The organism is Brenneria roseae subsp. roseae (genome assembly GCF_003115845.1).
Classification (GTDB): Bacteria; Pseudomonadota; Gammaproteobacteria; order Enterobacterales; family Enterobacteriaceae; genus Brenneria; species Brenneria roseae.
Window position 1 is genome coordinate 85313 of record NZ_KZ819037.1, and the last position, 20938, is coordinate 106250.

18 protein-coding genes and 2 pseudogenes are annotated in these 20938 nt (G+C 55.7%); 4 read left to right on the plus strand and 16 right to left on the minus strand.

Going from position 1 to position 20938, the window contains the following annotated elements; all coding sequences use genetic code 11:
- The first annotated feature begins 78 nt into the window (after window positions 1-78).
- Entirely contained in the window at window positions 79-336 is a 258-nt protein-coding gene (locus DDT52_RS18305; RefSeq protein WP_136157629.1) for a SymE family type I addiction module toxin, read from the plus strand.
- A 112-nt stretch (window positions 337-448) separates the two neighbouring features.
- Here DDT52_RS18305 and DDT52_RS21295 read toward each other — a convergent pair whose 3' ends face one another.
- The 5 genes from DDT52_RS21295 to DDT52_RS18330 form a co-directional block, all read right to left on the minus strand.
- Window positions 449-787, minus strand: coding sequence for a hypothetical protein (locus DDT52_RS21295; RefSeq protein WP_247595588.1), 339 nt, complete (start codon window positions 785-787; stop codon window positions 449-451).
- Between the two features lie 851 nt (window positions 788-1638).
- Complete coding sequence (locus DDT52_RS18315) at window positions 1639-1959, minus strand: type II toxin-antitoxin system RelE/ParE family toxin (RefSeq protein WP_136157630.1); 321 nt, start codon at window positions 1957-1959, stop codon at window positions 1639-1641.
- Window positions 1960-1961: 2 nt separating this feature from the next.
- Window positions 1962-2237: a type II toxin-antitoxin system ParD family antitoxin gene (locus tag DDT52_RS18320; protein ID WP_136157631.1), complete on the minus strand. Its 276-nt coding sequence runs from the start codon at window positions 2235-2237 to the stop codon at window positions 1962-1964.
- Window positions 2238-2267: 30 nt separating this feature from the next.
- A complete protein-coding gene (gene xerC, locus DDT52_RS18325) occupies window positions 2268-3206 on the minus strand; it encodes a site-specific tyrosine recombinase XerC (RefSeq protein ID WP_136157632.1) in 939 nt (312 codons plus the stop codon).
- A 42-nt stretch (window positions 3207-3248) separates the two neighbouring features.
- On the minus strand, window positions 3249-6164 hold the full coding sequence (locus DDT52_RS18330) for a CHC2 zinc finger domain-containing protein (protein ID WP_136157633.1): 2916 nt from the start codon (window positions 6162-6164) through the stop codon (window positions 3249-3251).
- 114 nt (window positions 6165-6278) lie between these two features.
- Here DDT52_RS18330 and DDT52_RS18335 point away from each other — a divergent pair, with 114 nt between their 5' ends.
- Both DDT52_RS18335 and DDT52_RS18340 read left to right on the plus strand, forming a co-directional pair.
- Entirely contained in the window at window positions 6279-6677 is a 399-nt protein-coding gene (locus tag DDT52_RS18335) for a helix-turn-helix domain-containing protein (RefSeq protein WP_136157634.1), read from the plus strand.
- A gap of 71 nt (window positions 6678-6748) precedes the next feature.
- Window positions 6749-6973 carry a SymE family type I addiction module toxin gene (locus tag DDT52_RS18340; protein ID WP_136157635.1) on the plus strand — a complete coding sequence of 75 codons (225 nt, stop codon included), beginning with the start codon at window positions 6749-6751 and terminating at the stop codon, window positions 6971-6973.
- Between the two features lie 91 nt (window positions 6974-7064).
- Here the strand turns inward: DDT52_RS18340 and DDT52_RS18345 are convergent, their stop codons facing one another.
- Window positions 7065-7430, minus strand: coding sequence for a hypothetical protein (locus DDT52_RS18345; protein WP_136157636.1), 366 nt, complete (start codon window positions 7428-7430; stop codon window positions 7065-7067).
- Between the two features lie 55 nt (window positions 7431-7485).
- On the opposite strand from DDT52_RS18345, the pseudogene DDT52_RS18350 reads away from it, so the two are divergent.
- Window positions 7486-7620: pseudogene (locus tag DDT52_RS18350) on the plus strand (SymE family type I addiction module toxin); the annotation flags it as partial.
- Between the two features lie 64 nt (window positions 7621-7684).
- Here the strand turns inward: DDT52_RS18350 and DDT52_RS18355 are convergent.
- From DDT52_RS18355 to DDT52_RS18400, 10 genes and pseudogenes are all read right to left on the minus strand, one after another.
- Entirely contained in the window at window positions 7685-7981 is a 297-nt protein-coding gene (locus DDT52_RS18355; RefSeq protein ID WP_136157637.1) for a hypothetical protein, read from the minus strand.
- Window positions 7978-9885 (minus strand): annotated as a pseudogene (locus DDT52_RS18360) (RHS repeat-associated core domain-containing protein); the annotation flags it as partial. The pseudogene DDT52_RS18360 and the gene DDT52_RS18355, both read right to left, overlap by 4 nt.
- Window positions 9886-9977: 92 nt before the next feature.
- A complete protein-coding gene (locus tag DDT52_RS18365; RefSeq protein ID WP_136157638.1) occupies window positions 9978-10439 on the minus strand; it encodes a hypothetical protein in 462 nt (153 codons plus the stop codon).
- An 18-nt stretch (window positions 10440-10457) separates the two neighbouring features.
- Window positions 10458-15302 (minus strand): RHS repeat-associated core domain-containing protein, encoded by a 4845-nt coding sequence (locus tag DDT52_RS18370; protein ID WP_247595589.1) that lies wholly within the window; start codon window positions 15300-15302, stop codon window positions 10458-10460.
- A 13-nt stretch (window positions 15303-15315) separates the two neighbouring features.
- Window positions 15316-16242 carry a DUF4123 domain-containing protein gene (locus tag DDT52_RS18375; protein ID WP_136157639.1) on the minus strand — a complete coding sequence of 309 codons (927 nt, stop codon included), beginning with the start codon at window positions 16240-16242 and terminating at the stop codon, window positions 15316-15318.
- Entirely contained in the window at window positions 16239-17189 is a 951-nt protein-coding gene (locus DDT52_RS18380; protein WP_136157640.1) for a DUF4123 domain-containing protein, read from the minus strand. The genes DDT52_RS18375 and DDT52_RS18380 overlap by 4 nt, the downstream gene beginning before the upstream one ends.
- Window positions 17190-17266: 77 nt before the next feature.
- Window positions 17267-17962 carry an ankyrin repeat domain-containing protein gene (locus DDT52_RS18385; protein WP_136157646.1) on the minus strand — a complete coding sequence of 232 codons (696 nt, stop codon included), beginning with the start codon at window positions 17960-17962 and terminating at the stop codon, window positions 17267-17269.
- Window positions 17963-18030: 68 nt separating this feature from the next.
- The gene (locus tag DDT52_RS18390; RefSeq protein WP_136157641.1) at window positions 18031-18810 is read right to left on the minus strand and encodes an ankyrin repeat domain-containing protein; all 780 of its coding nucleotides are present in this window, start codon (window positions 18808-18810) and stop codon (window positions 18031-18033) included.
- Window positions 18810-20183 carry a Tle-like phospholipase domain-containing protein gene (locus tag DDT52_RS18395; protein WP_136157642.1) on the minus strand — a complete coding sequence of 458 codons (1374 nt, stop codon included), beginning with the start codon at window positions 20181-20183 and terminating at the stop codon, window positions 18810-18812. Before DDT52_RS18395 ends, DDT52_RS18390 begins: the two co-directional genes overlap by 1 nt.
- Window positions 20184-20195: 12 nt before the next feature.
- On the minus strand, window positions 20196-20938 hold a 743-nt coding region (locus DDT52_RS18400), incomplete at its 5' end, for a bacteriophage T4 gp5 trimerisation domain-containing protein (RefSeq protein ID WP_425591564.1).

Genomic DNA, 20938 nt, shown 5'->3' on the forward strand with positions numbered 1-20938 from the left:
GCTACTCCCCTTTGGTGTTCTGGTCCAGTACCAGTTGACACACCATTAAGTGGCAACCGCGCCGCTCTTGCGCGTCTAATGGCAGAGCGCTTCATCATTCACCTGACCGCCGTTGATTTCACTCCCGCCATTACCATCAGCGGCAAGTGGCTCACTGAGACGGGATTTACCACCGGCCAGCCGATCATGCCGGGCTGCATCGTCGTCACCGTGCAAGATATTCGGGAACTCTGGCACTGTCTGGAAGGATTAAGCCTGAAACCGTTCGATGAACGCGCCGCCGCCGACTGGCTTAACTGCTTTCCCGGCGGACTGGATTCTGGCGGGGATAATTAATCAGTAAATAACCGCGACTGAACGACAGATAAAATAAAGCCGGAAGGATCGTTGTGATCGCTTCCGGCTTTTTCAACATATTATTATAATAAAACATAATGGATAAACATCATTACTTATTTTTACTAAAACGACTTATCCAACCATCTTCCGTAAATAACTCACCGGATAATCCGTCGCTTATTTCAGTAATATTTTTACCTGATACTAATATCTCTTTTTTATCATCTTCTTCAAACAGAAAAAGAAAGTTAAATACACCTTGAGAGCGTAAATTCCATAATGATTCAGCAACAAGGCTTCTCGCTTGTTGTGTTGTTGCACCCCCAGCTTCCAGCGCATTAACTGCTATTTTTGTATGCTCACTGAGAGTATTAGGTCGGCCAGTGTTATAAAGATCTTTAAAAGCCTGTCTTTGGTATGAAGTCATAGCCTGATGATCCCATCCCATCCCATCTTATCCATATAATCCTGACTTATTGAGAATCCTTTTTTCGGATCGTACTTAGGATTGCTTTTAAATCCGGCTTTCGCATGCACGTGGTGGCCACCGACATCTTTATATTGACCAGTTCCACATTTCGCCAACCCCAACGGATCGATCCACGTCAGCGGATTCGGTGCGTACTGGTAGTTATTTAATCCCCCCGCCAGCCCCGACGCGCACTTTTACTCCCGGACACGCTACCGCCGCGCTGTGACTTTCCCTGTCTGCACACTCCGCATAATAACAACACGCCGTACCGCTGGCATTACCTGTTTTTATTACGCCAACCCGTGACGGGGCCGCTGCTTGTCTGCGGCTCCGGCGCGGGGGCGGAAGCAGGCGAGCGGGGAAGGAGCAACGCAGTGCGACCCCGCGCAGCCTGACGCAGCGGGCGGGTATTAAGCCTTTCAGCAGAGGCCGTCAGGCCGACTTCCCTGTCGGGGTTGACGTTGGCTGAGGATTGGCTCCGCTGCTTCCGCCGCCAGGGACGGCGGCCGCACCCCGTCGCTGAAGGGAGCGCCGACGCCGACAGCAGAGGGCGCAGCCCTGTGCGCCGCGCCGGACTGCGCTGCCGACTGCGGGGGCGCACGACATAATGCAGATTATACGCATTATGTTTAATGGACGGCTGGCCAGCAGCAGCGCGGGCAGAGAGCGATTTAGCGTAGCGCTGGCCGGACGGCCATTTACCCCCGCACACGCCGATGCTGAACAAGGCAGTAAGCCCGCAGGGACGAGGGCTTTCTGCCCGGCACCGTCCTGCGCCCCTGAAGAGAGTGAGCTACTTTTTCGGGCTGTCCGGCGATACCCTGTTTTCAGTCGGTTTCATCGGTCAGCAGGTCACTTTCATAGTCCTGACCACTGTGCCAGATACCCAGCACCGTTACCCGCTTTTTGTCTTCCTCCACCATGAAGGCAATAACCGTTCTTTTACGGTAGTTCGTCACGCGAAGCCCCGGCAGGATATCATCACGCTGATTTCCTCTCTCCGGGAACAGTTCAAACGATTCACAGTATTCAACCACGCTTTCCGTGTAACTGAGTGCCGTTTTGGGTGTCGCCGCTTCCGCGATATAGCGATACAACGCGGCAAGTTGTTCTTCCGCTTCGGGTGCGAACACCACCTGGTAATCCATTATTACTCTCCGGTCGCCTTCTTATGCTCGGCTTTCAGTCTGTTTCTGATGTCGTTACCGCTGAGGCTGTCCGTTTCACCTCGTTGCAGCGCATTCCAGGCCGGAACAACCTGCTCCTGCAACCATTTTTCTACGGCATTATCACGTGCTAACAGCGCCCGAAGTCCCTCCCGGATAACCTCGCTTTCCGATGCATATTCGCCGCTGGCTACACGAGCTTTCACCTGTGCTGCCATCTCATTCGGCAACGTGATGCTCATCTGTTGTGTCGTTCTCATGGGTAACACCTTTCTTCCGCCAAGTAGGATTTAATCATACTCATTCTTTTGGTACTTGTCAGGGGTTGCGCGCGTCGTTTTCTTCCGGCGTGGTTTGCGCTTGCGCTCTGCCGGGTGCGTCCTCTCATGCACCTTCTTCAGATGCCCGATGGCGACCCGCGTGTAGATTTGCGTCGTCTCCAGCTTCTCATGCCCCAGGATAGCCTGGATGTGCCGCGTGTCCGCCCCGTTCTCCAGCATCTGCGTCGCCATTGAGTGGCGGAACAGGTGACACGCCCCCGCCTTCTCCAGCTTTGCCTCTCGGCGGATAGCGTTTCCCGCCAGTTGCGTCAGCGTCGAGCGCCCCAGCTTCCTGCCGTGTATCGTGGCGAACAGATACCCGCTGTCGTGCCGGCTCGTCAGTCGCGGCCTCACCGCGTCCAGATAGCGCTGCGTCCACACCAGCGCCCGCATCCCCACCGGCACCACCCGGTCTTTTCGTCCCTTGCCCTGCCTCACAACCAGCCCGCCGCGTCCCACGTCCACATCAACCCGCAGCAGGTTCGCCAGTTCCGAACGCCTCAGCCCGGTGCTCCACAGCATTTCCAGCACGGCGCGGTTGCGCAACCCGGTCAGCGTTTGTGTGTCCTGCGCGTCCAGCACCGCTTCGGTTTCCTCCACGCTCAGTACCTGTGCCGGTAGCTTTGTCCCCACTTTCGGCAACACCAACTGCTCTGACGGGTTATACAGGATATGGTGGCGTTGCAGCAGCCAGCGCAACAGGCTGCGTATCGCCGTCAGCCGGTTCACCTGCGCAGCCAGCGTCACGCCCCGTTGTTCGCACCACGTCACGAACGGCCTTAACCGTTCCCCGTAGGCCTCCACCGTCCGGGCGCTGCGGTCCGTTGCGGTCAGATGCTCAAGATAACTCAGGGTATGCTGGCGCAGCGTAGTTTGGGAAGACGCCGCTAAAGCGGAAGGTTTTCTCATGGTGGCGCGTCCTGCGTGGTGATGGGATTACGATGTGATGCGTCAGACTTTCTTTGCCGGAACCGTGGTTTTCGTCTTATCGCCACTTGCGGCGGATGAACCCTTGCCCGGCGCGGCTTGGCGCGATTTCCCCGCCACAGACTTGGCCCCGACCTGGGGCAGACTTGACCCTGACTTGTTGCTGTCAGACCCAGACTTGCGTGATTCGTACCCCTTATTTTCAGGCGCTTCCGGCTCGATTAACCCGCACAGGTGCGCCCCTTCCGGCACCGCGCCGTCCCACAGCAGTTCGTACTGCAACAGGTGACCCCGGCTTCCGCCATGTACCAGCAGGTACTCCATTTCAGCCAGTCGCAGGCAGTGCAGCTTAAGCTGGCTGTCGCTCCACTGCGTCGCGCTGCGGATATCCCGCCGGGTAAAGCGCACCTCGCCCGGTTTTCGGCTCTGCGCCAGTGCAAGCTGGTTGACCATGCCCTGTATCAGCAGCAACAGCTTCCTTGTCTGCGGCGGCATTTCATCCAGCGTCCGGCCTAATATCTCGTGCGCCAGCCGGTTGGCCAGCACGATATCCGACCATTCGACCTCAATATATTCGATAACCCGGCCCCGGTGCGAGACGGTTTTCACCTCCCGCTGATACTGGTGCAGCAGCGCGATACTCTGTATCAGCGTCAGGTACTTCATATGGTCGCGCCGGGTGCGCGTCTTGTCGCTCAGGAACGTCAGTTGTGACGCATAGGGATTGACCACGTTCAGCGGACGCAACAGCCGCTGGGCGTTTTGATGCAGTTCAGTCAGATAGCCTTTCTCGTTCTCCATCAGCAATCCTTCCAGCGTTTGCTTATGTCTCTGTAACGCATGGATAGCTTCGGTCTGTTCGCGGGATTCGTTCACCGTCAGCACCAGACAGCGGTTTAACAGCTCCTCGTCCACGTCGATGGCCGTGGTGGTCAGCATCAGCATCACCGGGCCTTTCACCGTGTACTGCTTCGTCACCAGATTGCCTGTCGTCTCATCCTTGCCGGTTGACGCTATCGTCAGTTCCCCGTCCGACTGCAACAGCTTGAGCGCATACGCCGCCTGCCGCACCCCTTCCTCTTCCGCTATCGCCAGTATCTTATGCTGTAAGTTCGTTTCACCCAGATAGAACAGGCTCTGCCCGGTCATGGCCGAGTATTGCAGCCGTTCTTCCGGCGGGATAAGGCCCAGCACCGCATCCATCAGCGACGATTTACCCGCCGCCGAACTGCTCTGTATCAGCACCGCCAACGGTTTGTCCAGCTTGCGCGACACCGCCGCCAGATAACCGGCCAGCAGGTTGGTCGATTCGCCCACCACGCCGCAGGCCGCCAGGTCGTCCGTTATCCTGCCGGTAAGCGCCGGGTCGCGCAGCAACGCCAGCGCCGCTTCCCGCTGTTCGTCCGTCACTTCCGGCGCAGCGCTCTCCGCCTCCGGTCGGCTCAGGTGGTTTTCCAGCGCCAGCAGCACCCGCCCCAGACTGCGTTTGATATCGCTTTCAGCCAGCCCCAACTCCACTGCGGCCAGCCGCGTATAACCCGCACGACTGCGGGCGCTCATCATGTCCACGCTGTCCGCGAACACCGCGCCACTGGCCGTGTCGAGTACCTGCGCGTTCACCTTGAGCGCCGCCGCGCCCGGTTTCACCTGCGCCATGCCCCGGAGTCGCCATTGCTGCCCGGACAGCGCTATCTCAAGCTCACCGCCCGGCAACGCCTCAACCACCACGCCCGCATCGGACGCCTGCGCCGCTCTCACCGCCTCAACACCGGCGGCTAATGATGAGACGGGCAGCGTCGCTGCCTCTCTCTCCGGCAACGTGTCCGCCACGTCTGTGCCGGCCGCATCGTTCATCGGCACCGCGCCGTCGATTAACAGTCCGAACTCGCGTTCAGGCTCCGCTACCTGACACAGGTAGCCGTTGGCGTCCATTTCCGCCGGGAACACTACCCGGAACGGTGCGATGCCGTCAGCGACTAACAAGGAAGCCAGCCTGACCGCCGCGTCATTGCCCGCCGCATCGTTATCGAACGCTATCAGCACCTGTTTGACGCCATGCCGGATAAACGCCTGCCGCATCTCATCCGTGAACCCGTTCACCCCATACGCCGCCGTCACGTTGCGATAGCCGGCGACCCAGAAGCTCATGGCGTCGATTAACGATTCGCATAAGATAACCGTCTTGCCCGCCACTAACGCCGGTTCGTTCCAGACCCCGCCGTGCGGCCCCGGCAGATACAGATGCAGCGGCGTGCCCTTGCGCAACCCCTCCGTGATTTTGCGTCCGTACAGCTCCCGTATCCGCCCCTGCGTATCGATAACCGGCACCACTAACGACCCCGCCAGATGCTCATGCCCGCTGTCCCGCATCACCCCCAGCGCCTGCAACTGCCCCCGGATGGCCGCGCCCGCCCGCTTCTGTTTTGGCGGCAGGCGATACGCCAGCGTGCGGTTGGCGAACCCCAGCTTAAAGGCGGCGACTAACTCAGGATGGTTTAACCGCCGTTTTTCCAGATAGGCGATGGCCTCCGGCGCGTTCAGCAGCGTGTGATGGTAAAAGTCGATGACGCGAGTCAGTAACGCCTGACGGCCCGCCTCATCCTCCGCGAACACGGTCGGTTCGTCCTGACCGACCAGCGGTTGAACAGAAGGATTTTCGCCCAGTTCGCCGCGCAGCCGTTCCACCGCCTTGCGCAGACTTAAGCGTTCCGTCTGCATCACCCAGTCCAGCACCGACCCGCCCGCGTTGCAGCCGAAGCAGTGGTAAAGATTTTTCTCCGGGCTGATAACACAGGACGGCGTTTTCTCCTCATGGAACGGACACAGCACCACAAAGTCCCTGCCGCGTTTGAACACCTGCCGCCCCTGCGCGTGCACCACGTCCACTAACGGCACGGCGGCTTTCAGGTGCTGCAACTCGGAGTCGGGGATGCGGGCCATGTCGGGAACTCCTGTAAAAACCTGTCAATAGACTTAGGGTAAAAATAACTCTATTGCAGAGTACTCTATTATAGGGTATTGCCAACTGAGTTATTTAAAACAGGGAGTAACATCATGGCAGTGTTAACGACAAGACAGCTACAGCAGGCCATGAACACCAAAGACGAACAGTTTTTTAAGCAGCTTGGCGCAAGGATCGCGCAGGCGCGCAAAGAGCAGCAGCTAACACAAACGCAACTGGCGGAACAACTGGGGATTGCGCAGCAGACGATGGCGCATTATGAAGGCGGGAAGCTCAAGGTTTCGGCGGCGTTGCTGCCACAACTGGCGCAGATCCTGAACCTGTCGCTTGATGAACTGCTCGGATTACCCGCGCCCCGCAAGAGTGGCAAGCGTGGCCCGGCTTCACGGCTGGAACAGCAGATCGAGATCATCAGCCAGTTACCGCGCACAAAGCAGAAACTGGTTTCTGAGATTTTAGATAATGTGATTGGCAAAGCAGAAGAGCATTAAACAATAGCGCGACTGCTACAGGGGGCAACCTGTAACAGCCGCTCACCACAACCAACTGGAAGGAGTTGACTATGGCTGACACGCATTCTAAGTCAGACGACGCAGTAAATAAAGCAACCAAAACAGAACGTTACTACACGGTGGGATACGCCCCGCATAACGGCAGGCCCAACCCGCCCTCCGCCATCAACCTTAAAGGCCGCTGGCTCGAAGAATGTGGCTTTATGACCGGGATGCCCGTGACCGTTACGGTGGAGCGGGGGAGGATTATTATTGAGACGCAGATTAATTTATAGCGACTGACCTGAACATAAAATAAAAAACCGGAAGGATAGTATGATCGCTTCCGGCCTTTTATTTACTTAATAATACTTATCTTTAAAATAATCAGATACGAGGTTTACATTCATATTTTTGGTTCGGGTCACGTTTTAAACTTTTTTTCGTCAACCACTCCTTGGTGAACTCGTCGTTCGGCAATAATTCATTACCGTTATCAGACACCTTAATATTGAAAGCGCCATTGGAATACAGTGTGATAATGCGATTATCATCTTTTCCTTCCACAACATAAGCCGCATTCACAAAATCATAAAGCGCCTGTCCTGCCGGGCAAAACGTCAGGCTTTTGTTCAGGGAGCCTTTATCCTGATTAACAAACACCCCCTCAAGCCATTGCGGATCTTCCCCCATTGCAGCCAATGGCATATTCAACATGAACGGAACCACTAAAAACTTAATATATTTTTTCATAACAAACTCCTTTTTATAAATAACAACAACGTGATAAAAGCTATATTTTTATTCTGGCAGGCCCAACCCGCCCTCCGCCATCAACCTTAAAGCCCGCTGGCTCGAAGAGTGTGACTTTATGACCGGGATGCCCGTCACCGTCACGGTAGAGCGGGGCAGGATTATTATTGAGACGCAGATTAATTTGTAGCAACTGACCTGACCGCTAATAAAGTAAAAAGCCGGAAGGATCGCGTGATCGCTTCCGGCTATTTTTATATTATTCTCAACGCTTCATTGATTTTATTTTTTAATTCTTTCAAGTTACATGCTGATTCAGAATATATGGGGTTTTCCCAATCATAATCTTTAATTAAAACCGCATAGAATTTGCCATCAATTTCAAAAGAAGGTCGCCATCCAACATCTAGTATATATCCTTTCGGGAATTCAACCTGAAGCATATCCTCTTTCAATTCATCGATATAAATCCCTAATGGCTCTCCTTCCCTAATAGGAAAATCATCAAACGTCACATTGCCACCTTTAACTGAAAAATCCATATCAATCATTTGATTAGCCTTTGATATTCTCGCTGTGAAATTGGATGCCCGTGAATTGTTCCACCGCTTTCTTCAACTCTTATCCACTGGCTAGCCTTACCTTCACTAGCACCAATTACTTCCCCCATATCCTGAACTTTCCATGACTTCCCATTTGTCACTGGCTGGCCATTTTTATACACAGAGCGTTCTAGCGATTCAATATCAGTACCTGGTTTATATTTAGCAGGTCCCGATTTCGTAGATTTTATTGTGTCTTTCCATGAAGAGTTCTTAGGCGCGACATGTTTATGTCCATGAGGAGTCCAGTTCGGTTCATCATCCTGTGGACACCCAACCAACCCCAGCGGGTCCACCCACTCCAGCGGATTATGCACATATCCCTGAGGTCGGATGCCCCCATCCAACCCAATCGGGTCCGGCGAAATATACTGCTGGATACCCTCTGCATCATAATAACGATGCCGGTTATAGTAAAGCCCCGTTTCCCTGTCATATATCTGACCCTGATAGCGCAGCTCGCAATACACTTCCTCATTCGCCGCATCGCCCAGATAGCCCCTCACCGGGATGGGGGTTTTCTCCTCCCGATATCCGTCCCACAGTCCCTGCTCGCCCCGCCAGTGGATTTCTCCCTCTTCGCTGCAAAGCTCCCGCGCCGTACCCGCCACGTCCGTCACGATATAGTGCAGTTGCGTCGCCTCTCCTTTCGCCTCCACCTGCGCCAGCGGCCGGAAGCTCCCAGGCTCATACACCCACTGCACTTCCCGCGCCGCCGTACCGTCCGCCAGATAGTGCCGCTGCCCCGCCAGTTGGTCGCCATCCCAGCGATACTCCACCCGCGCCACCGTCCGGGACGTGGACAACTGTCCATCACGCGCCTTGCTGATGCGGCGACCGAACGCGTCATAGCGGTAGCGCCAGCGTTCACCCTGCGGCAACAGTACCCGAATCAGCCGGTCCTGCGCATCCCACTCAAAATACGTCTCCCCTGGCCGGAACCCGGGCCGCTCTTCCCGTTTATACACCAGGCGGCCACAGTCGTCATAGCGGTAGGCCATGTGCCCGCGCCGTGTCACCCGCCCCGCCGCGTCATGGCGGGACAGCGACTGCACCACCGCGCCCTTCACGCTCAACGGCAGTTCACCCTGCGGCGCTATGCCCGCTATCTCGCACAGGTTCTGTTCGCTGTCGTAGCCGAACAACCGACCCTGCCGCCAGCGCCCGCTCCGACGCTCCGCCGTCACCTGACCCACCCCGTTCAGCCTGAACACCTGTTCGCCCCAGTGGCTGTCGCTGATACCCGTCAGCCGGTCCAGCGCGTCGTACTGATAACGGCGCTCCAGCACATCATTGACCCGACCGTCCGCCCCCTCCAGCGCCTGGCGACGCAGCAGCCCGGTATCGCCCCACTCGTGACGCAGCGCAAAGCCCGCGCCGTTGCTCCGCAGGCTTTCATCTCCGCTGTCCGTGTGGCTGAACGACAGCGCCTGGTGCCGCCCGATACCCAGCCCGCTCAGTCGGCCCGATGCCCATTGCAGATTCAGCGGCGCCAACAGCCCCTCCACCATCGCCCGCCGACCGCTCTCATCGAACCCGTAGCGCCATGCCCGGCTCTGGCTGTTGGTGACGCCCGCGAACTCCGCCTCCGCGTTGTAGTGGTAGCGCACCGTCGCGCCCAGCGGGTCCGTCGCCTCCTCCAGATTGTCGAATGCGCCGTAACGGAACTGGTAGCGCTGGCCCAGCGCGTCCGTCACCGACGTCAGGTTGCCCTCCACGTCATAGCCGAAACACGTTTCCGTGCCGTCCTCGTAAATCACCTTCGACGGCGCTTCCCGCACGCCCTCATACTCCCAGCGCCGTACCTGCACGCCCTGTTCACGGGCGATATGCCGTTCCGTCAGGCGGTCATGCCCGGTAAGATGATTATTCGGGCGGAGCAAGAGGTTATGTTGGCGTAATAATAAAAAACCGGAAGGATCATTAGATCTCTTCCGGTTAAGTTTTAACTTAACTCAAAAGTAATTTTTTCAATATAAAATTTTCCCTTATCCTCAGAATAATCAAGATCTATTAAACTCTTTAAATCACGAGATATAAAAAAAATATTATTATTTACTTTTTCACCGAACCTAAAATCATCCCTTAAAAACATCAATGATTCAATCAAGAAAGCCCCACAGCATTTCCAGTCATCATCAATAAAAACATAATACTCCCCTTTACTTTCCATAATTTCACCCAATATTTTTTTTGTATCATCAGGGGAAACTCGAACCTTACTAACTTCATATCGCTCTTTAGGTTTTTTTAAAATAACATCATCCGTTTCTTCAAGAGATAGGAAACTAAGCTGTTCAACATCAATTAAAAATAAAGAGGTGATTTTTTCTTTATAACCATTTAAAACGGACTTCCCATTACCTCGTCGGTAAATTAAATCCCGTTTGTATTGGTCTATAGCCATAACGCCTCCAATTAAAATTTACTTATTTTTCTGTGGACATTTTTTATAATAAGCCTTGCCTTTCGGATTTTCTATTTTAGGTCGTCCATAGTCATTCATACGTGTTTCTCCTGTGTTTGGATCAACTTTTACCTTGCCTGCTTCCCAGTGAGGTTTATCGGGATGACTGACATCCATTGTTTGTTGTTGAACAGTTGCCTGCGTCATTCCGCCGCCTTTCGATTTAGGAACTTCATACCGATATTCCCACCCGGAAGCATTCTTAGACTGACTTATTGGCTGTTGGCTTGTCGGTATTTTGGCCTGACGCATTGCTTCACGACGAGCAGCACGAGATGTCACAAATGGATTAGCTTCACTACCCAGCGGTGGTGTTTTCGCCAACCCCAACGGATCGATCCAAGTCAGAGGATTATGAACGTATGATTGTGGCCTTATCCCCCCATCCAACCCAATCGGATCCGGCGAAATATACTGCTGGATACCCTCTGCATCATAATAACGATGCCGGTTATAGTAAAGCCCCGTTTCTCTGTCGTATATCTGCCCCTGGTAGCGCAGTTCGCAGTACACTTCCTCATTCGCCGCGTCGCCCAGATAGCGCCTGATGGGAATGGGAATGCGCTCTTCCCGGTACCCGTCCCACAGTCCCTGCTCACCCCGCCAGTGAACGTCTCCCGCTTCGCTGCACAGTTCCCGCGCCGTGCCCGCCACGTCCGTCACGATATAGTGCAGTCGGGTCGCTTCTCCTTTCGCCTCCACCTGCGCCAGCGGCCGGAAGCTCCCCGGTTCGTATACCCACTGAACTTCCCGCGCCGCCGTGCCGTCCGCCAGCACCTGGCATTGCCCTGCAAGCTGGTCACCGTCCCAGCGGTAGTCCACCCGCGCTACCGCCTGCGCAGAAGGCAGTTGTCCTTCCCGCACCTTGCTGATGCGCCGGCCGAAGGCGTCATAGCGGTAACGCCAGCGCTCCCCCTGCGGCAACAGCACCCGCACCAACCGGTCCTGCACATCCCATTCAAAGTAGGTTTCTTTAGGCCGGAAGCCGGGCCGCTCTTCCCGTTTATACACCAGCCGGCCACAGTCGTCATAGCGGTACGTCGTATGGCCGCGCTGCGTTACCCGGCCTGCCGCGTCATAGCGGGACAGGGACTGCGGCACCGCGTCCTTCACGCTCAGCGGCAGTTCTCCCCGTGGCGCAATACTCGCTATCTCGCACAGGTTCTGTTCGCTATCGTAGCCGAACAGGCGGCCCTGCCGCCAGCGCCCGCTGCGCCGTTCCGCCGTCACCTGCCCCACGCCGTTCAGCCGGAACGCCTGTTCGCCCCAGTGGCTGTCCGCTATCCCCGTTAGACGGTCCAGCGCGTCGTACTCGTAGCGCCGCTCCAGTACGTCGTTTACCCGCCCGTCGCCATTGACCAGCGCCTGACGCCGCAGCAGCCCGGTATCGCCCCACTCCTGGCGCAGCGCAAAGCCCGCGCCGTTGCTGCGCAGGCTTTCATCTCCGCTGTCCGTGTGGCTGAACGACAGCGCCTGGTGCCGCCCGATACCCAGCCCGCTCAGTCGGCCCGATGCCCATTGCAGATTCAGCGGCGCCAGCAGCCCTTCCACCACCGCTCTCCGCCCGCTTTCGTCATAGCCGCTGCGGATTTCCTCGCCGTTCACCCGCTCCGACACCACCTGCCCCGCGCGATTGTAGGCGTACTCCACGCTGGCGTCCGCGTTGACTGCTTTGGTCAGTCGCCCCGCCAGGTCGTATTCCAGCGCCGTCACGCTCTCTTCCGCGCCGTCCGCCCCCAGCGTGCGCAGCGTCACCACCCGGCCTGTTGCGTCATGCTCGTAACACAGCTCGCTGCCGTCCGGTGCTTTCCGGCGGGTCAGCCTGCCCGCGACATCGTAACCGTAGCGATACGTTCGCCCGTCATAATGCCGCTCCTCGTTCAGCCGTCCGCTCTCATCGAACTTGTAACGCCACTCCCGGTTCTGGCTGTTGGTGACGCCCGCGAACTCCGCCTCCGCGTTGTAGTGGTAGCGCACCGTCGCCCCCAGCGGGTCCGTTGCTTCCAGCAGATTGTCGAACGCCCCATAGTGGAACCGGTAGCGCTGGCCCAGCGCGTCCGTCACCGATGTCAGGTTGCCCTCCACGTCATAGCCGAAGCGTGTTTCCGTGCCGTCCTCGTAAGTCACCTTCGCCGGCGCTTCCCGCAACCCTTCGTATTCCCAGCGCCGCACCTGCACGCCCTGCGCGCGGGCGATATGCCGTTCCATCAGGCGGTCATGCTCGTCGTAGAAAAACCGCACCACAGGCAGATGGTCGCGCTCGATGCCGCTCAGCAGCCCGCGCGCGTTATACCGGTAGCGCTGCAACACCCCGTCCGGCCCGATGATCGTCTCCAGTTGGCCCTGCGCCGTGTAGCTGTGCAGCCACTCGCGCCCTTCCGGATCGTTCACCTCAATCAGTTGCCCCTGCGCATTGCGCTGGTACTGCCAGACGCTGCCCAGCGGATCGGTATAGGCCAGCAGTTGTCCGTCATCGTCATATTCATAGCGGTGCACCGCACCGTCCGGCAACGTAACCGCCGTGACCTGTCCCCAGTCGTTGCGCTGGTATTCGGTACAGTTGCCCAGCGGATCTGTCTCGGCGATTAACTGATTGTTTTTCCATTCGTAGTGCGTTTCGCCGCCGTCCGCTTCCCGCCGGAAAAGAATGTTGTTGCGCTCGTCGCGCACAAAGGATGTAACGCCGCCAAAACCGTTGTGGTAATGCGTGGTCAGCGACGCGTCGTCATAGCTGAAATGCCCTGTCCAATAGCCTTCGGCGGCACGGCATAAGGTCGCCCGGCCTTTTTCATCGTAGTCATGCTCCACCCAGGTCTGTGCTAAATCAGACCAGCGCAGCAGCCAGCCTTCCGGCGAATAACGGTAATCAAAATTTCGGCCGTCGCCGGCCCGCACGCCGGTCAGATATCCTTGCCGATCGTAGGTATAGGTTGCCAGTTGGCGTACCGGCCGACGCTCTGCCGTACACAGGGTCAATGACGTAATGCGCTTGCGCTCTGTCTCCACATGAATCAGACATCCGTCCGGCAACGCCAACCAGCGCAACGTCCCCCGTTCCCACAGCAGCGAGACGCGGTTGCCCTGAGCATCTTCGATTGAAGTCAGAAAAAGCGTTTTTCCGCAGGAATGCCCGAAGCCATAGCGCAGACCATTGCGATGACGCAGCACCAGCCGCCCTTGATGCCGCCCCAGTCGCCACACCGGGTTTGACGGCGAGCGGTTGTCTTCTCCCTCTTCCGGGCTGGCGAAGATGGCCTGATTAAATTCCCCGTCCAGCAGGGTAATGACGCCCTGCGACAGCGACAGGCGCATGTCCCATTCGCTGCGCCACAGCCGCCCCAGTAATCCGGGATAACGCTCTCCGCCGGAACGGTAATAGCGCTTTATGGCAACCGGCAGGCTGCCGTCGATAACCGCGTCCGTCCGCCAGTCCACCACATACCCGGTCGCCACATCCACCGGGTCGTTCTTACATACGCTTTCCGTCGTACAAAGCTGCTCATCTTTCTGTTGCGCGCTATCCTTCGCTTTCGTATCCGCGTCAGTGGCTTCATCCTTACTTCTGCCCGCGTTGGTGTCCTCGGTTTTATTCTGCGCGCTCTTGCTATGCGCCGATCCGGATTTTCGCGTCACTACCTTGCCGATAAATTCAGTTATCTTTGACTCAATCTCCGTCAGGGCCGCATCGAATTTCTTCAGCAAATCATCCAGCGTTTTAATGATCCCAACGATGCTGTCTTTCATCATCGCGACCATCCAGCCGCCCTTGGATTGTGAGCCTGCCAGCATTTTTTTCAGCGCCGCGATAAGGTTTTGCAGCAATGCTTTCGCCTGAGCGCCATAATTGCGTAATTCGCCGCGCAATTTGGTCAGCCCTTTCACCAGATTGCCGTCGGATAGCCCGCGAATAACCCTGATAGCGAACTGTATCGCTTCCGGCGATCCCTCTTTCAACGCCCGGATAATGGCCCGGCCGCTGACTTTGAGCGCATCCCCCAGCCCCGGTATCACCCCGATGGCACACAGCGCCCCCTCGGCAATGTGCAGCGTCTCGTTCAGTTTGGCGGGTTCTTTATACGAACGCCAACCCCACTCCCCTATCGCATACACATCCAGCGCCTGCCCCACCACCGGAATAAAACCCAGCGCAATTTCACAGACCAGCAACACGGCGGCGGACGTATCCTCACTCTTGTCCGCCACCTCTGCCGCCAACTGACTCTGATGAATTTTGTTGATCGCCCGTTTCAGTTCGATACTGCCGGCATTGATTTTTTTATCCAGTTCCCAGAACCGGTCATATGCCTGCCGATATTCCGGCGGGATACCGCTGAAAATACCCCCCAAAAAACCCGTATTGTCGATATCAACGGTGTTGTCGTCACTGTCATCCGCGTCATATTCCAGCAACCCTTGTTTGTGTAACAGCAAAAACAGCGTGAAATACTCCCCCGCCAACACCGCATAATCCGGACTGGCCTGCAATACCGGGTTATTCTCCACTGTTTCCCTGGGCTGAAACTCGTCGTCCCCCTCATCCAGCAATACTTCATAGCCGTTGCATCCCATATCAAAGATATGGCACAGGCCGTTGGCGTCCGTCTTGCCGTGGATTTCCGTGCCGTTGCTGTCGATCAACACGAACGGCGCGTTGGGCACCGGCCGGCCGGAATCATAGTAATAATGGATGATGACCTCGCAGCCGCAAGCAGAGCAGCCGCCGGAGATTTTGTTGTCGGTGGAGAAATTTTTTGCCGCCGCTTCCTCGCTGGTCATCAGCGCGGCCTGTTTGTCCTGATTCATGGTTCGCTTCCCGCTATGCTTTTTCGTTGTCCAGTTGCGCCAGTGCCGCCCGATACAAACGATCCATGCGGCTCTCCATTCCCATCATCTCCGGCTCGGCAAACACGGCTTCGGCCCAAGGCTGGCGCACGAAATCAGATTCCATTTCCGTCGCCAGGCTGAGATAGCGCACAATATCCCGGTCGTTGTCAAAGCCATGCCGTCGCGCCTGTTCAACCTGCCGTTGAGTAAAATCCAGCAACGCCGGTTCATCGATCTCCCGCCAGCGGATATGATGCGCCCGCAGGTGCGCCATATACTCGTTCAGCACGCCCCGCTCCGACGGCTCGATAATCGCCTGCCATTGCCGCTGGCTGAGATGCTGCGGCGCGCGGCCGGACAGGTCGTGCGTCTGGCGTTCGGTCAGCGTCAGCGTTTGTACGCTTCCTGAGGGCGCGATAGCGCAAAACGTCTTTACCGGCCCGAACAGCGCGCAGGCTTCCCGCGCATCGCTGGCTTCCAACAGACTCGACGTCACCAGCCAGTCGCTGATACGTAATATGACGTTTTCCTCTTTCGGGGTAGCTACCCAACTCCATTCGCGCAGATGTTTCATCAATTCCGTTAACTGCTGGAGCGGGCTATACGCCTGCATAAACCATTCAAGCTGTATCGCAATGCCCCAGCCGTCCTGAACCAGCAGATATTCACGCAGTTGCGACCAATTAACGCTGTGGACAGGAATGCAGTAAGGCGATACCGAAGCATGAATACGCCCGGTTTCGCCCCAGTACAGACGGGTTTGTTCCAGGCTGCCGCCCCAGCGCTCCGCTAACCAGGGAACAGCGTCATTCAGCGCTGCCTCGGCAAGCATGAAACAACCTCCTTGCGCGATGCGCGCCTGCCACCCGCTTTCATCTTCTTCCGATGTGCGGGACAGAAAAGAACTCGACTCGCTCATGGCCTAACCTCCGATATGTCTGGCAATTCGCCCCGCATCCAGCCGGGACGATGGTAATGTTCCCTGACTTCTTGCACGCTGTGGGGCTGCGCTTTAAATAGCCGGATACTGTTTTCCAGATTGTTGCGTTCAAGCAAAGTGATAAATCGAGGATGCAAATAAAAGTCGCTGCCCATCACCCAACGGTGCGCGGACCAGGATTCGCATTCATTGTCGTGGGCGTAAGGGTATAGCTGTCTGGCCAATGCAATTCCGCTGATAAATTTAGTTTTCACTACTTCAATATCGAGCGGATAAATATATAGCGTACTGGCATAAAGCCAGAGCTGATTAGCCAACTGATGTAGCCGACTTTCATTCGACAATAAATAATATTGCTCTCTATTCAGATGAATATAATAATCACCCTGCCCTACAGAATAATTACTCTCCGCACCGAACATGTAATAAACCAGACGCTCATCTTCTTTTAACGCCAGATATAAGCTGTCATGTGGGGAAAGAAATACGGACTGCTCCGTCTCGTTTAATGTGGCCCACCACAATCGTAATAGATCGGGATTGTAACTGCGAAATAACGCTTTTGTACCATCAGGATAAATACAGGCGATTCTTTGTTGCCAGTAGCGAGTTATTTCATCCAGCGACAGCGCAGAATGCAATAAAATAATACCGGGCGGTTGCATAGCCTGAGTTTCCTCTATCCAGCGCAGCAACGTTTCCCCGGATTTTCCTTCTTCAACCATTACAACCATCGGCGCCCATCGTTGCCATTCCCCGGCGTCCGGCGCAAAACGCAATTGCCGGCACAGCGGCGCGGCAGCAGGCTGAAACGCTTGCCAGAATTCAGGCAGCGCGGGATAACACATTATGTCAATAATGGCATAAAGCGGTGATGTCCCGTGCTGAATAATATCAAACAGGGTTAGTGAGGTTAATTTATTCATTCCTGAATCGATGTTTAAAAGCAGTAAATTAATATTACTGCAATAGTAATAAACGAATTAGCGGTTATCACACCGTGTCAAATCTGTTCGCCCCTCGCCCAGCGTTCACGAACTTCCGCCGGAGATAGCGGCGGGAATTTTATGCCACGATCTTGTAGCTGTTGTTTCACCTTCAGTAACCATGGGTAGTGTGGAGAATTATGAGACATTATCGACATACTCTCATGCACTCGCCATACCAGACTTCCCCCCGTCGCGGCATAGGTATCTACACGCGCACCTTGCTCAATCAGCCAGTACACGATTTCATATTTATTTAAGTAAGCCGCGTAATGTGTCGCCGTTGTTTTTTGCTTATCCGCCAGATTAATATCAGCCCCGCGCTCTACCAGCAGTTTAATATCCGCCCAGCGTTCTTCACTTATCGCATTAAACAAAGCTGGTTCTTTATTATGATCCAATGCGTTAGGATTACCGCCAAAATCCAGCATCATTTTCAGCCACTCCGACGATTTTGCCCCTGCGACCATACTCACGGCATTACTGCCATTCCCTGAAGTGAAATTAGGATCGGCACCCAGTTTTAACGCTAGTTTCGCCCCCGCCTGATCCTGCTTCATCACCAGCCATAGCAGTGGCGTAATTCCCTCTTTGCCATGAATATTCAGATCAAGCCCCTGCACCAACTGTCGCCGGGCGGCGCTTTCATCACCCTTGCGGATAGTTTCCAGCAGCGCCGCCATCGGTGGTTCAAAAAAATCACTGGCCTGCATACTGCGTCCTCCAGCTTGACAGGCTGTTAACAGCGACAGGCAGGCCAATAGCAGTTTGACCCAACGCCTCAAAGCGGCTCTCCCTTTGCCCGGCGCTCTCTTACCTCTGCGGGTGATAACGGTGGAAAATTAACGCCGCGTTGCTGTAATAGCTGTTTTACTTTTAACGCCCAGGGGTATTGAGGCGATTGGGGGGACATAATTGACAAGCTGTCATGTACTCGCCATGCCAGACTACCATCAGTTGCTGAATAGGTGTCTGCCTTAGCGCCTTGTTCAATCAGCCAATACACTATTTCATACTTATTTATATAAGCCGCGTAAAGTGCACTATTTCTTTTTTGACCATCCTCTAAATTTATATCTGCTCCGCGTTCTATCAGCAATTTAATATCCGCCCACCGTTCTTCACCGATGGCACTAAATATCGCAGGTTGCCCAAGATGTCCAATCGCATTGGGATCCCCCCCCGCATCCAGCATTATACGAAGCCAGTCAGGATCTTTCGCACCCGATACCGAATTAACCGTACTATCGCCATAACCGTCCTTATAATTCGGATCGGCCCCTAGCTTTAATGCCAGTTTTACTGCCTTCTTGTCCTGCGTTTCATAAATCAGCCACAGCAGCGGGGTAACGCCTTCTTTTCCCTGAACATTCAGATTTAATCCCTGTGACAATTGGTGCCTTGCCGCGGCATCATCACCATTACGGATACTTTGCAACAGCGCCGCCATCGGCGGCTCAAATAACTCACTGGCCTGCATACTGCGTCCTCCGGCTTGACAGGCGGTTAAACATCCCAGAATAACTAACCCTACCCATTTTAAACGTGCCAACCATTGCATTATGCCCCCTTGAGTACACTGGTAATTTTACCGATATCGTCCTTTTTCTGGCTTTCAATTCCAGCAATGACTTGATCCATACCATGACGGGCCAACGGTGAACCACCAGCGGCGGGCAGCGACTGCATGGTCCCCACCGCTTTCGGCAACGCACCGCCCAGCAGCGTCGCCACGCCTATTACGCCTCCGATCGCCGCGCCAGCCGAACCGCCTATCAGCGCTCCGGCGCCGGACAATAATCCCGGCACCATCGCCTTACCATAACCCTGCACCATAGTTAGAATTTCACCATCCACCGCCTGAGTGGTAATCAGCGAGTCAATTCTGGCAAGATCGGCCCCTCCAGCTCGTACAGTAGTAGTCTCATGCAAGCCCGCGGCATTAAAGGTATAGCCGGGTAAACCGCTTATCCCAACCCCTGCCGATGCTAAACCGCCTCCCAAAGAATGACCGACAATCACAAGAGATGATTCTGATAAAACATCTTTTACCTGAGTAGCTAAATCCATTGCCTGATTATATTGCGCCGTTTCCATACCTACACTCTGGCTGCCATTGGTCAACCAGTCTTTTATCCCGGTTACCGCATTATTGGTTCCCCGATAAGTCAGCATAGTTTCATCATTTACGGCTGACTTAAACAATGCGGAACCAAAGCCCGTTTTTTCACTCATAAATTTGGCATTTTCAAGCCCCGGAATTGTGCTGGTATCAATCAATTCCAACCCCACCGGCGCCTTCGGCAACGCTGCTAACACGCCGCGCCGGAACTCATCCACAGAATAAACATATTGCGCCGCTTCCGCCCGCAGAATATTGTCGTTATTAAACTCCAGCCGTTTCGCCGCGTCCGCCAGCCCCGGCAGCGTTGCCGATTCGGCCGCCAGTTTGGCTCGCGCCAGATAGCGTTCCTGACGCTGTAGCAGCGTCAGCGCCTCGTCCAACACCGGCAGTTCCGCCGCCTGCGCCCATTCCATCAGCGCCGGGGCCAGCATCGGCGTTAACGCCAGCAGCGGTGAACGCCGCTGCGCTGACTGTTCCGCGCAGGCCTTGACCGGAGACTGGTACGGCGTATCGCCAATAATTACGTCTCCGCTGCCCGCCGCCACCGCGCCGCCGCAGCCAATGGCATCCCCCACGCGCGCCGCCAGCTTGCCGTTGATGATAACGGTGCCGGAGCCAGCGGATATCGCCCGGCTGTGTACGCCATGTGGCATATTCGGACAAGGACAGGCATGCAGCAGCACCGCGTCGCCTTTGCGCGCGGCCGGTATGCCGTTGATGATGACATCGCCGCTGCCTTCGATAATCGGCGTGGCCGGAAAGCAGCCGTGTCCGGCACAGCTATCACCTAAACGTGCAGCACTCGGCATCTCTTGTTCTCCTTAACGCCGATCCGGCGCTTCCGGCAAGGTGGGCTTGTTAGGCGCATCCGGTTCAATGGATACCGGCGACGTGCCGGTTCCGGGCGAGCCGCCGTCATTAATTTTGACGATCGTGCCGGAAATGGTGACGCCTGCGCCGTCCAGTTTGATAAAGCCGCCCGGCCCTTTGATCGTCAACGCCTGCCCCGCTTCCAGTACGATATCTGCCGCTTTCAGGTAGCTGTCAGTATTCACCACCGTATGCTGATGCGCGCCGATCAGGGTTTCTTCCGAACCGGAAAGAGTGGTCTGGCGGCTGCCTTCGATCCGCGTGATCTCACCGCCGCCGATAAATCGCTTGAACGACTGCACGACTTTTTGCACAAAGTGACGACCGATGTACTGGTGATGGTCCTGACCGATCTGTTCAAAGTCATCCTGCCCGATAGTGCGATGGCTGTGCCGGTCGACGCGCTGGAACTGATCCTGAGACACCGTCAGATGCTGATCCCGGCCGACGCTCCGACGATGGATATTGTTGATCACCACGTCCATGTCTTTCTGAGCGTGGATATAGATCTGCTCGCGGGTCGCTTCGTCCTCGAAGCGCAGTTCGTTAAACCCGGCGCCCTTATGGGTATCGGTACGCAGCAATGTGCGCGTCTTATGGTTGGGCAATACATAGGGCGTTGGGTTGGTAGCGTGATACGTTCTGCCCGTGACAATAGGCTGGTCCGGGTCGCCTTCCAGGAAACTGACGATAA

Coding starts and splice junctions, on each gene's coding strand:
- DDT52_RS18305 (WP_136157629.1), top strand. CDS start 79: ATGGCAGAGCGCTTCATCATTCACCTGACCGCCGTTGATTTCACTCCC.
- DDT52_RS21295 (WP_247595588.1), bottom strand. CDS start 787: ATGGGATGGGATCATCAGGCTATGACTTCATACCAAAGACAGGCTTTT.
- DDT52_RS18315 (WP_136157630.1), bottom strand. CDS start 1,959: ATGGATTACCAGGTGGTGTTCGCACCCGAAGCGGAAGAACAACTTGCC.
- DDT52_RS18320 (WP_136157631.1), bottom strand. CDS start 2,237: ATGAGAACGACACAACAGATGAGCATCACGTTGCCGAATGAGATGGCA.
- xerC (WP_136157632.1), bottom strand. CDS start 3,206: ATGAGAAAACCTTCCGCTTTAGCGGCGTCTTCCCAAACTACGCTGCGC.
- DDT52_RS18330 (WP_136157633.1), bottom strand. CDS start 6,164: ATGGCCCGCATCCCCGACTCCGAGTTGCAGCACCTGAAAGCCGCCGTG.
- DDT52_RS18335 (WP_136157634.1), top strand. CDS start 6,279: ATGGCAGTGTTAACGACAAGACAGCTACAGCAGGCCATGAACACCAAA.
- DDT52_RS18340 (WP_136157635.1), top strand. CDS start 6,749: ATGGCTGACACGCATTCTAAGTCAGACGACGCAGTAAATAAAGCAACC.
- DDT52_RS18345 (WP_136157636.1), bottom strand. CDS start 7,430: ATGAAAAAATATATTAAGTTTTTAGTGGTTCCGTTCATGTTGAATATG.
- DDT52_RS18355 (WP_136157637.1), bottom strand. CDS start 7,981: ATGATTGATATGGATTTTTCAGTTAAAGGTGGCAATGTGACGTTTGAT.
- DDT52_RS18365 (WP_136157638.1), bottom strand. CDS start 10,439: ATGGCTATAGACCAATACAAACGGGATTTAATTTACCGACGAGGTAAT.
- DDT52_RS18370 (WP_247595589.1), bottom strand. CDS start 15,302: ATGAATCAGGACAAACAGGCCGCGCTGATGACCAGCGAGGAAGCGGCG.
- DDT52_RS18375 (WP_136157639.1), bottom strand. CDS start 16,242: ATGAGCGAGTCGAGTTCTTTTCTGTCCCGCACATCGGAAGAAGATGAA.
- DDT52_RS18380 (WP_136157640.1), bottom strand. CDS start 17,189: ATGAATAAATTAACCTCACTAACCCTGTTTGATATTATTCAGCACGGG.
- DDT52_RS18385 (WP_136157646.1), bottom strand. CDS start 17,962: ATGCAGGCCAGTGATTTTTTTGAACCACCGATGGCGGCGCTGCTGGAA.
- DDT52_RS18390 (WP_136157641.1), bottom strand. CDS start 18,810: ATGCAATGGTTGGCACGTTTAAAATGGGTAGGGTTAGTTATTCTGGGA.
- DDT52_RS18395 (WP_136157642.1), bottom strand. CDS start 20,183: ATGCCGAGTGCTGCACGTTTAGGTGATAGCTGTGCCGGACACGGCTGC.